The organism is Sphingomonas sp. (assembly GCF_036387535.1).
Classification (GTDB): domain Bacteria; phylum Pseudomonadota; class Alphaproteobacteria; order Sphingomonadales; family Sphingomonadaceae; genus Sphingomonas_R.
In genome coordinates, this window is sequence record NZ_DASVTO010000061.1 from 23,452 (window position 1) to 36,784 (window position 13,333).

General features: G+C 70.1%; 11 protein-coding genes. 6 read left to right on the plus strand and 5 right to left on the minus strand.

The window, feature by feature from the left end; translation table 11 throughout:
• Positions 1-79 precede the first annotated feature (79 nt).
• Complete coding sequence (locus tag VF649_RS05240; RefSeq protein WP_331010906.1) at positions 80-991, plus strand: prephenate dehydratase; 912 nt, start codon at positions 80-82, stop codon at positions 989-991.
• On the opposite strand, the gene nudC is transcribed toward VF649_RS05240, so the two are convergent.
• The 3 genes from nudC to VF649_RS05255 are packed head-to-tail and all read right to left on the minus strand — an operon-like array spanning position 988 to position 4,144.
• The gene (gene nudC, locus VF649_RS05245; RefSeq protein WP_331010907.1) at positions 988-1,863 is read right to left on the minus strand and encodes an NAD(+) diphosphatase; all 876 of its coding nucleotides are present in this window, start codon (positions 1,861-1,863) and stop codon (positions 988-990) included. The two genes, VF649_RS05240 and nudC, sit on opposite strands and share 4 nt — an antisense overlap.
• Positions 1,860-3,107, minus strand: coding sequence for a serine hydrolase domain-containing protein (locus VF649_RS05250; protein ID WP_331010908.1), 1,248 nt, complete (start codon positions 3,105-3,107; stop codon positions 1,860-1,862). The genes nudC and VF649_RS05250 overlap by 4 nt, the downstream gene beginning before the upstream one ends.
• On the minus strand, positions 3,104-4,144 hold the full coding sequence (locus VF649_RS05255) for an A/G-specific adenine glycosylase (protein ID WP_331010909.1): 1,041 nt from the start codon (positions 4,142-4,144) through the stop codon (positions 3,104-3,106). The genes VF649_RS05250 and VF649_RS05255 overlap by 4 nt, the downstream gene beginning before the upstream one ends.
• Positions 4,145-4,158: 14 nt before the next feature.
• Between VF649_RS05255 and VF649_RS05260 the strand changes: the two genes are divergently transcribed.
• From VF649_RS05260 to VF649_RS05280, 5 genes are all read left to right on the plus strand, one after another.
• Positions 4,159-4,749, plus strand: coding sequence for a DUF721 domain-containing protein (locus tag VF649_RS05260; RefSeq protein ID WP_414713642.1), 591 nt, complete (start codon positions 4,159-4,161; stop codon positions 4,747-4,749).
• Between the two features lie 2 nt (positions 4,750-4,751).
• The gene (locus VF649_RS05265; RefSeq protein ID WP_331010911.1) at positions 4,752-5,444 is read left to right on the plus strand and encodes a thioredoxin domain-containing protein; all 693 of its coding nucleotides are present in this window, start codon (positions 4,752-4,754) and stop codon (positions 5,442-5,444) included.
• A gap of 26 nt (positions 5,445-5,470) precedes the next feature.
• Positions 5,471-6,229, plus strand: coding sequence for a thioredoxin domain-containing protein (locus VF649_RS05270; RefSeq protein WP_331010912.1), 759 nt, complete (start codon positions 5,471-5,473; stop codon positions 6,227-6,229).
• A 27-nt stretch (positions 6,230-6,256) separates the two neighbouring features.
• On the plus strand, positions 6,257-9,670 hold the full coding sequence (locus tag VF649_RS05275; RefSeq protein ID WP_331010913.1) for a chromosome segregation SMC family protein: 3,414 nt from the start codon (positions 6,257-6,259) through the stop codon (positions 9,668-9,670).
• 72 nt (positions 9,671-9,742) lie between these two features.
• Positions 9,743-10,561 carry an aldo/keto reductase gene (locus VF649_RS05280; RefSeq protein ID WP_331010914.1) on the plus strand — a complete coding sequence of 273 codons (819 nt, stop codon included), beginning with the start codon at positions 9,743-9,745 and terminating at the stop codon, positions 10,559-10,561.
• Between the two features lie 44 nt (positions 10,562-10,605).
• Here the strand turns inward: VF649_RS05280 and VF649_RS05285 are convergent, their stop codons facing one another.
• Together VF649_RS05285 and VF649_RS05290 are read right to left on the minus strand one after the other, a co-directional pair.
• Complete coding sequence (locus VF649_RS05285; protein WP_331010915.1) at positions 10,606-11,997, minus strand: UdgX family uracil-DNA binding protein; 1,392 nt, start codon at positions 11,995-11,997, stop codon at positions 10,606-10,608.
• A 43-nt stretch (positions 11,998-12,040) separates the two neighbouring features.
• Positions 12,041-13,288, minus strand: a complete 1,248-nt coding sequence (locus tag VF649_RS05290) for a putative DNA modification/repair radical SAM protein (RefSeq protein ID WP_331010916.1) — start codon at positions 13,286-13,288, stop codon at positions 12,041-12,043.
• Positions 13,289-13,333 lie beyond the last annotated feature (45 nt).

Genomic DNA, 13,333 nt, shown 5'->3' on the forward strand with positions numbered 1-13,333 from the left:
GACCTTTAAGTGGCGAACGGGCGCATCGCAAGCGTGCTTGCCGCTTCTGCCGTTCCTGCCTAAGCGCGGGCGCGTCGATATGGAAACCTATCCCGCCCCCGCCCGCGCGCTTGTCGCCGCGATGACCGCCGCCGTATCGGTCGACCCCGACCGGGGCGTTTCGTTCCAGGGGGCGCCCGGCGCCAATTCGCATATCGCGGCGCGGACAGCGTTTCCGGACGGCCTGCCGCTGCCCTGTTTCGCGTTCGAGGACGCAATCGATGCGGTGCGCGACGGGCGTGCCGACTGTGCGATGATCCCGATCGAAAACTCGCTGCACGGCCGCGTCGCGGACATTCATTTCCTGCTGCCCGAATCGGGACTGGTGATCACGGGCGAGCATTTCATGCCGATCCGCTACTGCCTGATGGCCTTGCCGGGCACGGGATTGGCGGAGGTGCGGGAAGCGGTCAGCCATCCGCAGGCGCTGGGCCAGTGCCGCGGCTGGCTGCGCACGCGCGGGATCCGGCCGGTGAGCTATCCGGATACGGCCGGGGCGGCGGCGCTGGTGGCCGAACAGGGCCAGCGGTCCCAGGCGGCGATCGCGCCGGAAATGGCGGCGGCGCTCTATGGGCTGGAGGTGATCGCGCACGGACTGGAGGATGCCGCCCACAACATGACGCGGTTCGTGGTGCTGGCCAAGGCGCCGCCGGCGGGGCCGCCGCCGGAGGGGCCGAGCATGACCACCCTGATCTTCGAGGTGCGGAACGTGCCGGCGGCGCTGTACAAGGCGATGGGCGGGTTCGCGACCAACGGCATCAACATGACCAAGCTGGAAAGCTATCAACGCGGCGGCAGTTTTGCGGCGACCGAATTCTACTGCGATGTCGAGGGTCGGCCGGAGGATCCGGGGCTGCACCGCGCGCTGGAGGAACTGGCGTTCCATACCAAGTGGATGCGGGTGCTGGGCACCTATCCGCAGGCGCGCGCGCGCGGCGTGATCCGCGCCTAGCCGCCCTGTTCCGCCAGCCAGCGCGCGAACAGCGTATGGGCGATGGCGTAGGACGGCGGCGCGATGAAGCGCGCACCCGGCGTGGCGGAAAGCGCCGCGCGAACATTGTCGGCGCTGGCCCAGAAGGCATGTTCCAGTTCGTGGTCGTCCAGCCGGAGCCGATTGTCGGCGACCGGGGCGATGCAGGCGATCATCAGTTGCGACGGGAACGGCCAGGGCTGGCTGACCAGATAGCGGACCGTGGTGGCGGTTACGCCGGCTTCTTCCGCCAATTCGCGGGCGACCGCCTCCTCGATCGATTCGCCGACCTCCACGAAACCCGCGAGCGCGGAGTAGCGCCCCTGCGGCCAGGCGCGTTGACGTCCCACCAGCACATGGCCGTCATGTTCGGCCAGCATGATGACGACCGGGTCGGTGCGGGGAAAATGTTCGGCGCGACATGCGGGGCAGCGGCGGCCCCAGCCGGCGCGGAACAGCGCGGTCATCGTGCCGCAATTCGCGCAGAAGCGGTGGCGGGCATGCCAGTCGATCAGGCTGCGCGCGACCGCGAAGGTGGCGGCTTCTGATGGGGACAGCCGATCGAGGATGATGTTGAGCGCGGGGCTGCGCCGCGCCGCCGGTGGGACCGGGAATGTCAGCGCGACGAAATGCGGCCGACCGTCCATCAGGCCGAGCAGCGCAAGTTCGGCGTCGGGCGCGGCTTCGGCCAGACTGCCCCAGTCCAGCGCATCATCCGCGGCCAGTACCGGATCGAGTGCCGTCATGCGGAGCAGGCGCGCCCCGCGATCGGACATCGCATCGGACAGCGCATCGGCATTCTGGCGGAGATGATCGACCCGGTCCAGCCGAGAGCCGGTGAAACCGGGGATCATGCCGCGACATCCCGGTAGACAGCGGTTCGCAGATCCTCGTTCACCGACAGGGTCGCAGGCGGCATGTAGTTCAGGAACACCCCACCACGCAGCGCCCGGCGGCGATCGACCCAGCCGATCGTACCGGCGGCACCGGCCCAGCCGAACGTACCGGCCCCCGGCCCACGGAGCGAAACCCGTCCCCCCGCGCCAAACCCGCCACCATCCGGGCCGCCGAAGTCGGCGGGCAGGATGGCATTTGCGGGGAGCAGGTTCGACATGGCGAGCCGCGCGGTGGCGGGCGCCAGGATGCGGGTGCGGCCGATCGCGCCCTCGCCCAGCAGCATGAGCAGGAAGCGGTCATAATCGCGCGCGCTGGACACCAGACCGGCCCCGCCGAACGGAAATGCGGCCGGATGCGCATAGACGCTGGTCGGTCCGGGATCGAGCGGCTTCAGCCCGTTCTTGCCCACGCCGTAGTTGGTGGCCAGCCGCGCGAGCGCTGCGGCCGGGACGGTGAAGTGCGTGTCGCGCAGCCCGAGCGGCACGAAGATGCGGGTGGCGAGGAACTGATCGAAGGGGATGCCGCTCGCGACCTCGATCACGCGGCCGAGCAGGTCGAGCCCGAGCGAATAGCGCCAGGCGGTGCCGGGATCCGTGAGTAGCGGCACCGTGGCGAGGCGATCGGCAAAGGCCGCCAGCGACGGCGCGGTGGCCGGGCCGGGATCGTTGGCGCCGACGCGCGCCGGGGTGAGGCCGAGCCGGATATAATCGTCGCGGAGCGGGCTTTCGCCATCGATATGGTAGCTGAGACCTGCGGTGTGGGTCAGCAGGTGGCGGACGGTGATCGGCGCCTTCGCCGGGCGGGTGGTGCGATCCTTGCCCGGATTGGCGAGCACGCGGAGCGTACCGAAGGCCGGCAGGAAATCGGCGATCGGCTGGTCCAGCCCGAGCTTGCCCTGTTCGATCAGCAGCATCGCGGCGATGCCGGTGATCGGCTTCGTCATCGAATAGATGCGCCACAGGCTGTCGCCGCCGACCGCCGGCGCCGCGGGGTCGACCGCAAGCCGGCCGCGCGCGATGATGATGGGCGGAGCGAAGCCGCGACCGATGGCGACCACCGCACCGGGCAGGCGAGCCGGCACGAAGCGATCCAGCACTGCGTTCACCGCCGGATAGGCCGGGCCGCGTGCCAGCGCAGCAGCCGGTGCGAACGTGGAGAGGCCAGCGAGCAGCGTGCGGCGATCGAGCAGCAGATCAGTCATCGGGGCGTCTCCAGAGCCAGGGTCGCGGCCTTTGCGAACAGGGTAGGAAGCCCCGCGGCCCGCAACGCGTCGCGCGGCCACCATGTGCCGCCCATTTCGGGTGCGATATCGCGTTCGACCACCGCGCGAAAGAGGGTGAGCGTCAGGCGGAAATGGGTGAAGGCATGAACGACCGTGCCGGGAACAGGATGCCAGTCGGCCTGGATCGGCGGCGTTTGCGCGACCGGCGCGTCGGTCCAGTCGCCCGTCGGCAGCGCGCGCATGCCGCCGAGCAGCCCACGGGGCGGGCGCCGGACCAGCAGCACGTCGGTGCCCCGTTCGACCCACCAGATCGGGCCGTGCCGTTCGGGCCTGATCGTTTTCGCGGCTTTGACGGGGAAGCGGGCGGGATCGCCGGCGCGCGCCGCGGCACAGTGCGGGCGCAGCGGACAGAGGATGCAGGCCGGCGCCCGGACGGTACAGATGCCGGAGCCGAGATCCATCATCGCCTGCGCGAAATCGCCGGCCCGCTGGTCGGGCGTGATGACATCGGTGGCGGCGCGGATCGCGGGGCGGGCGGCGGGTAACGGCGTGTCGATCGCGAACAGCCGGGCGACGACGCGTTCGACATTGGCATCGACCACCACCGCGCGCCGGCCAAACGCGATCGCGGCGATCGCGGCGGCGGTATAGGCCCCGACGCCCGGCAGTGCGCGCAGGCCGTCCTCGGTATCCGGAAAGCGCCCGCCATGATCGGCGACAACGGTGCGCGCGCAGGCGAGCAGGTTGCGCGCGCGTGCATAATAGCCAAGCCCCGCCCAGGCCGCCATCAGATCGGCATCGTCGACGGCGGCCAGATCCGCGACCGTCGGCCAACGCGCGGTGAAGCGGAGGAAGGCGGCGCGCACCGCGGCGACGGTCGTCTGCTGCAGCATCACTTCCGACAGCCAGACGCGGTACGGATCGGGCGCGGCAGTGCCGGGCGCGGCGCGCCAGGGAAGGACCCGGTGGTGGACGTCATACCAGGCGAGGAGCGCCGTTGCGGCATCGACGGACATGGGGTCGCTATGGCATGGAGCGCGACATGAAGGAACCGACGACGAGTCAGCCCAAGGCGAAGACCGCCGGCAAGGCTGCGGCCAGGCCCGACGTGCCGGAGCGCAAGCGCGGCGGCGCGGCGCGCGCAGTCGCGGACATGCTGCCGGATGTAGGGCGTGCGGCATTCCGGCGATTCGGATTCGTGCAATCGTCGGTCGTGACGCGCTGGCCCGAGATCGTCGGCGACCGCTATGCCGGGGTGTCCAGCCCGGAGTCGATCCGCTTTCCGCAAGGGACGCGATCGAACGGCGTGCTGACGCTGACGGTCGAGGGTGCGCATGCGGTGATGATGCAGCATGTCGCACCGGCGATCGTCGAGCGGGTCAACCGGTTCTTCGGCTACCCCGCGGTAGCGCGGATCGCGATCCGGCAGGGCCCCGCGCACCGGCGGCGAACTCCGTCGCCGGTGCGCGGGGCGGCGCCGGTGTCGCAGGAGATCGGCGACAGCCTGCGCGCGATCGCCGATCCCGAACTGCGCGCCTGCCTGGCCGGGCTGGCGGGTGCGCTGGCGGCGACGACGGGGCCGCCGATCCTGGATATTCCTGTCATGGGCAAGGTGCGATGACGATGATGCGGTATGTGGCAGCGGTGATGGCGGTAACGTTGGCGGCGGCGGGGGGTGCGCAGGCAGCGCCGGCGCGCGCTGTCGACTGGACCAAGACGATCGCGACCACCCCGGCGGGCGCCTATGTGATGGGCAATCCGCGCGCCAAGGTGAAGCTTGTCGAGTATCTGTCGCTCAGCTGTTCGCACTGTGCGGCGTTCGCCGCGGAAGGGCTGCCGACGCTGAAGCGGGCCTATATCGCCCGGGGGCTGGTCAGCCTGGAGGTGCGCAACGCCGTACGCGACGGTTTCGATTTTGCCGGCGTGATGCTGAGCCGGTGCGCCGGCCCGGCAGGCTATTTTCCGGCGAGCGAGCAGATCCTGGCGACGCAGCCCGTGTGGATGCCGAAGGCGCAGGCGTTTTTCGAAGCGCAGCAGGGCCTGCCCCAGCCCGGCAGCGAAGCCGAAGCCGTGCGACGGATGGCGACAGCCGCAGGGTTCGACCAGATGATGCAGGCACGCGGCCTGACGCCCGCGCGCGTCACGGCGTGCATGGCCGATCCAAAACAGACCGCGATCGTGACCGCAATGACCGCGGAGGCGTTCAACACCCGCAAGATTCCGGGTACGCCGACCTTCCTGATCAACGGCGTGATGGCGCCGGAGACCGCCACCTGGGCGACGTTGCAGCCGAAACTGGCCGCCGCGCTGCGCTGATTTCCCTTATCGGAGACGATTTCGACATGAACAGCCGGACCCTATTGATGCTTGGCCTTTCCACGCTGGCGCTGGCCGGGTGCGGCGACAAGACCGCGGAGAATGGCAGCGCCGCCGTGGTGACCGCGCCGGCCAGCCCCGTGGCCGCGACGCCGCCGCCCGCGGGTTCGGACTGGACCCAGGTGGTCAGCAAGACGCCGGATGGCGGGTTCCGGATGGGCAACCCCGACGCGCCGGTCAAGCTGGTCGAATATGGTGCGCTCAGCTGTTCGCATTGCGCCGTGTTCGAGAAGGAGGGGCTGCCGGAACTGCAGACGCAGTTCATCGCACCGGGCAAGGTCAGCTATGAGTTCCGCAACTACATGCTCAACGTGCTGGACGTGCCGGCGGCGTTGCTGACCCGGTGTCGCGGCGCGGAACCCTTTTTCAAGCTGAGCGAGCAGATGTTCGCCAATCAGGCGATGCTGTTCGACGGGGTGAAGGGCATGACCGAGGCGGAGCAGGCGCAGATGCAGGCCCTGCCGCCCGAGACGCAGTTTCTGGCATGGGGCAAGAAGCTGAAGCTGATCGACTTCTTCCGCGTGCGCGGCGTGCCCGAAGCGCAGGCGACCGCGTGTCTGACCGACAAGGCGGCGATCGACGAGCTGGGCAAGATGAGCGCGCGCGCGACCAGCGAGTTCAACCTGCAGGGGACACCGACCTTCCTGATCGGCAACAAGCCCGTGCCGGACGTGGCCGCCTGGGAAGGGTTGAAGCCGATCCTGACCACCGCCGTCGGCGGATAAGCCACCGCGACCGGGGGCGGGGCGGCCATGCAGATCGGTACGCTCCGCCTGGTCGGGTTCAAGAGCTTCGTCGAGCCGGCGGAGCTGACCATCGCGCCCGGGCTGACCGGGATTGTCGGGCCGAACGGGTGCGGCAAATCCAACCTGCTGGAAGCGATGCGCTGGGCGATGGGCGAATCCAGCCCACGGTCCTTGCGCGGCTCGGGGATGGACGACGTCATCTTTGCGGGCACCACCATCCGCCCGCCGCGCGACTTTGCCGAGGTCATGATCCGGGCGGAGCGCGCCGGCGACGGTGATACGATCGAGATCGTCCGCCGGATCGAACGTGGCGCGGGGAGCGCGTACCGGATCGACGGCCGTGACGTCCGGCAGAAGGATGTCGCGCTGCTGTTTGCGGATGCGGCGACGGGGGCGCATTCGCCGGCGCTGGTCAGCCAGAACCGGATCAGCGCGGTCATTTCCGCAAAGCCTGCGGAACGGCGGCAGATGCTGGAGGAAGCGGCCGGCATCGCCGGGCTGCATGTCCGCCGGCGCGATGCCGAGCAGAAATTGCGTGCCACCGAGGGTAATCTGGAGCAGCTGGGCGCGCTGCTGAGCGAGCTGGAGGCGCGGGCCGCGACGCTGCGGCGGCAGGCCCGGGCGGCGGACCGGTACCGCGCGCTGAGCGCCGAGATCCGTATGGCGGAGGCGCGGCTGATCTGGGCCCGGTGGCGCGATGCGAAGGCGGCGGCCGATGCCGCGCATGCCGCCGCCCGGATCGCGGAGGCGGCCGTGGCAGATGCCGCGGAAACGCAGCGACAGGCCGCGCTGGCGCAGGCGCGCGCGCTGGCGCAGGCGACCGAGGCCCGGGGTGCGCGCGAGGCGGCGCGCGGCGTTGTCGGAGGATTGCGCCAGCGGGTGGCGACGACGGCCGCCGAACGCGACCGGGCGCTGCACCGGGTGGCGGAACTGGACCGTGCGCGGGCGCAGATTGCGGGCGATCTGGCGCGTGAGGATCGGCTGGGCGTGGATGCGTCTGAAGCGCTGGCGGCGCTGGGCGCCGAGGACCGGGCGCTGGCCGACGCGCTGGCACGGGCGATGGCGGCACAACCCGCGCAGGATGCGGGGTTGCAGGCGGTGGAGAATGGCGCGCGCGACGCCGAACTGACGCTGGCGCAGGTGCAGGCGCGGCAGGCGACCGAGCTTGCCGATATCCGCGTCGCCAATGCGGCATGGAGCGCGGCGCGCGAGCGGCTGCGCCGCGCGGAGGCGGATCAGGCGGCGGTGACGCGCGACGGCACCCGGCTGGGCGAGGTCGCCCCGCTGCAGGCCGCGCGCGACGCCGCGGGGCGGGCGGCGGTCGCGGCACTGGCGGCGCGCGATCTGGCGGCGGCGGAGATCGCGGGCGGCGAACAGGCGCGCGATGCGGCGGCGCAAGCGCGCGATGCGGCGGAAGCGCAGCGATCGGCGGCCGCGGCGGCGCTGGCGGCGCTGACGGCCGAGGCGGGGGCGATCGACCGGGCGCTGGGCGCGACCGCGGCGCAGGGTGACCGGGCGCTGGCGCGGTTGCGCGTGGCGCCGGGATATGAACGCGCGTTGGCGGCGGCACTGGGCGACGATCTGGACGCGGTGATCGGGATCGGACCGCGCGCATGGACGGGTGGCGGGGCGGCAACGGGCGACCCCGCCCTGCCACCGGGGGTGGAGCCGTTGGCGGACCGGGTGGCGGGGCCGGTGGAACTGGCGCGGCGGCTGGCGCAGGTCGGCGTGGTGATGGCGGATGACGGCGCGGCGGTGCTGGCTGTCGGGCAGCGGCTGGTGACGCGCGACGGGCGGCTGCGGCGCTGGGACGGGTATGTCGCGGCAGATGTCGGAGCGGCGGCGGCCGAGCGGCTGGTGCGCGTCAACCGGCGCGCGGCGCTGGCGGAGCAGATACCGCCGGCGCAGGCGGCAGTGGCGGCCGCGAATGACGATATGGCGGGTGCGGTGGCGGCGCTGGCGGTAGCGCGCGACCGGATCGAGCGGGGCCGACGGGGACAGGCGGAGGCGGAGGACGCCGGCCGGCGCGCGCGCCGCGACGAGGATCAGGCCGCTGCGGCGATCGATCGGCTGACCGCGGACCGTGCCGCGTTGGCCGTGCGGGCGGCGCGGATGGCGGCGGACGTGGAAACCGCGCGCGATGCGGTGCAGGCGGCGGCCGACGCGGTGGCGGGGGTGCCCGACGGTGAAACGACCCGGATCGCGGTGGATGCGGCGCGGGCCGCGGCCGTGGTGGCGCGCGATGCCGTGGCCGCCGCGCGTGCACGCGCGGCGGCGGCTGCCGCCGGCATTGCCGCCGACCGGCGGCGGCAGGACGTGGTCAGGGCGGACATGCGCAGCTGGCGGGCGCGGGCGGGGGACGCGGCGCGGCGGATCGACGAGATGACGCGCCGCGCCGCGACGCTGGCGGATGAAGCCGCGACGTTGGCCGGGATCCCCGAACAGCTGGCCGACGCGATCGCGCAGCAGCAGGGCGCGGCCCGCGCCGCCGGTGATGCCGCCGATCGTGCCGAGCGGCTGGAGCGGGACGCAGAGGCGGAACGGGCGCGGGCGGACCTGGCGGCGGCCGCCGGGACCGAAGCGCTGGCGACGGCGCGCGAGCAGCGGGCCGGAGCGGTGGCGCGGGCGGAGGCGGAAGATCTGCGCCGGGTGGAAATGGGCCGGGTATCGGGGGAACGATTCGCATGTCCCGCGGCGGTGTTGCCGGAACGCGTGATGTTCGATCCGGCGGCGGTGCGAACGGTGGCCGACGAGTCAAAAGCGCTGGAACGCGCGAGCGCGGACCGCGAGCGGATCGGCCCGGTCAACCTGGTCGCGGCGACCGAGCTGGCCGAAGCGGAGGGGGCGGGGCGCACCCTGGCGGCGGAGCGTGACGAGCTGGCGCAGGCGGTGCAGGCGCTGCGCGGATCGATCGGACAGCTGAACCGCGAAGGCCGGGCCCGGTTGCAGGCGGCGTTCGAGGCCGTGGACGGCCATTTCCGACGACTGTTCACCACCCTGTTCGGCGGGGGCGAGGCGCATCTGGCGTTCGTCGATTCGGACGATCCGCTGGAGGCGGGGCTGGAGATCATGGCGCAGCCGCCCGGCAAGCGGCTGGCGACGTTGACGCTGCTGTCCGGCGGGGAACAGGCGCTGACGGCGGTGGCGTTGATCTTCGCGCTGTTCCTGACCAATCCGGCGCCGATCTGCGTGCTGGACGAGGTGGATGCACCGCTGGACGATGCGAACATCGAGCGGTTCTGCGACCTGCTCGACCGGATGACGGCGGAAACCGAGACCCGGTATCTGATCGTGACGCACAATGCCGTGACGATGGCGCGCATGCACCGGCTGTTCGGGGTCACGATGGTCGAGCGGGGGGTGAGCCGGCTGGTGTCGGTCGACTTGGGCGCCGCCGAGACATTGCTGGCGGAGGCGTGAGCGGGACGGGGCGAAGCGTGCATCCTTGGCGCGTGCCGGTCGTTCCCCCGCCGATGATATCCGGAGAGCGCGATGACCGACCAGCCAAGCCTGACCCTGAACGACGGCCACAACATGCCCCAGATCGGGCTGGGCGTGTACCAGATCCCGGATGACGATACGGCGCGGGTGGTGCAGGCTGCGATCGATGCCGGGTACCGTGCGGTCGATACGGCGGCGCTGTACGGGAATGAGGCCGGCACCGGAGCAGGTATCCGCGCGCGGACCGAGACGATCTTTGTCACGTCCAAATTGTGGCGCGACGATTTCGGCTATGATGCCGCCCTTCGCGGGTTCGATCGCAGTTTCGAAAAACTGGGGCTGGAGTGGATCGACCTGTTCCTGTTGCACTGGCCGTTCGTGGAACTGGACCAATTCGTCGAAAGCTGGCGCGCGCTGGTGCGGTTGCAACAGGACGGACGGGTGCGATCGATCGGGGTGTCCAACTTCACCATCGATCATCTGGAACGCATCATCCATGATACCGGCGTGGTGCCGGCCGTGAACCAGATCGAGCTGCATCCGAGTTTCCAGCAGGTCGAGCTGCGCGCGTTTCATGACGAAAACCGGATCGTGACCACCAGCTGGAGCCCGCTGGGTCAGGGTGCGGCGCTGGAGGAGCCGGTGCTGGCGCGGATCGCGGAGAAACATGGCAAGAGCCCGGCGCAGGTGGTGCTCCGCTGGCACATCGAATCCGGCCTCTCGGTGATCCCGAAATCGACCCGGCCGGAGCGGCTGGCGGAGAATATCGCGATCTTCGACTTCGCGCTGGACGCGGAAGACCATGCCGCGATCGGGACACTGGACCGGCGCGACGGGCGGATCGGGCCAGACCCGCGGACGATGGCCTGACCCGTGCCGCCGACCTCACCCCTCGCCCGACAGGGGATGAGGGTTCAGGCGAAAGCTTCGGCGCGGTTTCGGGCGGTGGTAAGGTCCTCGACGAAGCGGGCATATTCTTCTTCGGCCTGCACGCGATCGGGCAGGCGGAGGAGGTAGCTTGGGTGGACGGTAACCCAGCATTCACCACCGTCGGGTAGCGTGATCGCGGTGCCGCGCGATTTCGAGATGGTGACCACGCGGCCGAGTAACGCGCGCGCGGCCGTGGCGCCGAGTGCAACCGTGACGGGTGGGCGGACCAGTACGCGTTCCTGATCGAGCCACCAGCGGCAGGCGTCGATTTCCGGCCCGGCGGGCTTGGCATGGATGCGGCGTTTGCCGCGCGGTTCGAACTTGAAATGCTTGACGGCATTGGTGACGTAGACGCGGGCGCGGTCGATGCCGGCGGCGGTGATCGCGCGGTCGAACACCTGACCGGCCGGGCCGACGAACGGGCGGCCTGCAATATCCTCCTGATCCCCCGGCTGTTCGCCGACAAACATCAGGCGCGCGTCGGTCGGACCTTCGCCGAACACCGTCTGCGTCGCCGGACCGTAGAGCGGGCAGCGGGTGCAGCCGCCGGATTCCTCGCGCAGCGCCTCCCACGACACGCGGGCATTGCCACCGATATCCGCATGCGCCGCCGCGATCATTCCGCTCTCCCGCTTTTGTGCGCTGGCCAGCAATTCGGGCACGAGCGCGGTTTCCAGCATGTTCTTCCAATATTTGCGCGGCATCTCCTTCGTCATCGCGCCGACCTTGACGCGGGCGGGATTGAAGATGGCGGCGTAATAGGTCTTCCAGGTTTCTTCGAGCGGATCGCCATCGGGCGCATCGGCGCGGTGCGCGCCGGGGGTAAACGCGAGCGTGTCACCATCCCAATGCACCGACAGTTCGGGGGTCAGGATCGACCAGTGCATGGTGGTGAAGCGGCGCGCGAAGAAATCCGCATTGGCGCGGACGATGTGGTTGTCGGGTTCGAACCAGGCGACATAGCGGGGTTCGGCGCCGTCGACCGCAATCTCGCGGAAGCGGACGAACGCCCGCATCTTGTGCATGTCGCGGCGCACGTCCTTGGCCAGATGTTCGATCCGGCGGACCAGGGGATCCGCCTGATCATCCAGCAATTTGGGCTGGGCGCGGATCCGGGTCAGCAGGGTGTAGAGCAGTGCGAAGCGTTCGGGATCGCGGTGGCAGAGCGCCCGGCGGGCAAGATCGACAAAGGGGCGCGGGACCGAGAAGGCGCCGGAGGGCGCATCGGGCGCAGGCTGATCCGCAAACAGGTCGGCGGGCTGGTCGCCCACCTGCCACACGACGGCATCGGGCGCGACACCGGCCAGCGCCAGCGTACGAGCGGCGGTACGCCAACCGTCAAAATCATCCTCGCTGGCCAAAGTTGCGACGTGCATCGTCAGGATAGACGCATGAAGCGTTCCGGGGTTGCCGCCCGGATCAGGCGGCGAACAGTTCCAGCTGCTCCGTCTTCGGTGCAATCCGGTTTTGCAGGTCGGCGCGGTCGGTGAGGGCGACCGGACGCCAGTCGGTGGCGGCGATGAACGGCCGTACCTTGGCGATCGACACGGTGAGCCGTCCGACATCGTCGAGGCGGAGCGCGCGCCACTTGCGGCTGACCAGGATGGCGTTCACCGCCTTCACCCCCAGGCCGGGGACGCGGAGCAGCGCCTCGCGCGGGGCGGTGTTGACGTCGACCGGGAACATTGCACGAAACTTGAGCGCCCAGGCGAGCTTGGGGTCGATATCGAGCGGGAGCATGCCGTCGGCACCGGTGGCGGCGACGACCTCCTTGGGCTGGAACCCGTAGAAACGCATCAGCCAGTCCGACTGGTACAGGCGATGTTCGCGCATCAGTGGCGGGCGTTGCAGCGGCAGGATCGCGGACGCGTCGGGGATCGGGCTGAACGCCGAATAATAGACGCGGCGGAGCGCGAAGCGATCGTAGAGGGTGGAGGCGCGGGTGACGATATCGCCGTCATTCGCACTGTCCGCGCCGACGATCATCTGCGTCGACTGGCCGGCAGGCGCGAAGCGGGGTGCGGTCCGGTACCGTCGTTTCGCGTCATGACCGTCGTCGATCGACGTTTTCATGGTCTGCATCGCGCCATCGATCCGCTCCGCCGACTTTTCGGGCGCCAGCCGCTTCAACCCGCCGACCGTGGGCAGTTCGACGTTGATCGAGACGCGGTCGGCGTGGAGCCCGGCCTGATGCACCAGTTCGGGATCGGCATCGGGGATGGTCTTCAGATGGATATAGCCGCGAAAGTCGTGATCCTCGCGCAGCGACCGTGCGACTTCGACCATCTGTTCCATCGTGTAGTTGGACGAGCGGATGATGCCGGAGGAGAGGAACAGCCCTTCGATATAGTTGCGGCGGTAGAAGGCGAGGGTGAGGTTGACGACCTCCTCCGCCGAGAAGCGCGCGCGGCGGACGTTCGAGCTTTTGCGGTTGATGCAATAATGGCAGTCGAAGATGCAGCTGTTGGTCAGCAGGATCTTGAGCAGCGAGATGCAGCGTCCATCGGGTGCATAGGCATGGCAGATGCCCATCCCCTCGGTCGAACCGATCCCCTTGGTCTTGCCCTCGCTGGAGCGTTTCGCCGTGCCGGACGACGCGCACGACGCATCATATTTGGCCGCGTCGGCGAGGATGGCCAGCTTGCCGCGGGTATCGAGTTGCGCCATTTGTTCGATATATGTTCAGGGTCGGTAGAAGTCCAGTCCGGGCCC

What these genes read in the sequence shown, in the direction of transcription:
- VF649_RS05240 (WP_331010906.1), top strand. Translation starts at nt 80, where the DNA reads ATGGAAACCTATCCCGCCCCCGCCCGCGCGCTTGTCGCCGCGATGACC.
- nudC (WP_331010907.1), bottom strand. Translation starts at nt 1,863, where the DNA reads ATGATCCCCGGTTTCACCGGCTCTCGGCTGGACCGGGTCGATCATCTC.
- VF649_RS05250 (WP_331010908.1), bottom strand. Translation starts at nt 3,107, where the DNA reads ATGACTGATCTGCTGCTCGATCGCCGCACGCTGCTCGCTGGCCTCTCC.
- VF649_RS05255 (WP_331010909.1), bottom strand. Translation starts at nt 4,144, where the DNA reads ATGTCCGTCGATGCCGCAACGGCGCTCCTCGCCTGGTATGACGTCCAC.
- VF649_RS05260 (WP_414713642.1), top strand. Translation starts at nt 4,159, where the DNA reads ATGGAGCGCGACATGAAGGAACCGACGACGAGTCAGCCCAAGGCGAAG.
- VF649_RS05265 (WP_331010911.1), top strand. Translation starts at nt 4,752, where the DNA reads ATGATGCGGTATGTGGCAGCGGTGATGGCGGTAACGTTGGCGGCGGCG.
- VF649_RS05270 (WP_331010912.1), top strand. Translation starts at nt 5,471, where the DNA reads ATGAACAGCCGGACCCTATTGATGCTTGGCCTTTCCACGCTGGCGCTG.
- VF649_RS05275 (WP_331010913.1), top strand. Translation starts at nt 6,257, where the DNA reads ATGCAGATCGGTACGCTCCGCCTGGTCGGGTTCAAGAGCTTCGTCGAG.
- VF649_RS05280 (WP_331010914.1), top strand. Translation starts at nt 9,743, where the DNA reads ATGACCGACCAGCCAAGCCTGACCCTGAACGACGGCCACAACATGCCC.
- VF649_RS05285 (WP_331010915.1), bottom strand. Translation starts at nt 11,997, where the DNA reads ATGCACGTCGCAACTTTGGCCAGCGAGGATGATTTTGACGGTTGGCGT.
- VF649_RS05290 (WP_331010916.1), bottom strand. Translation starts at nt 13,288, where the DNA reads ATGGCGCAACTCGATACCCGCGGCAAGCTGGCCATCCTCGCCGACGCG.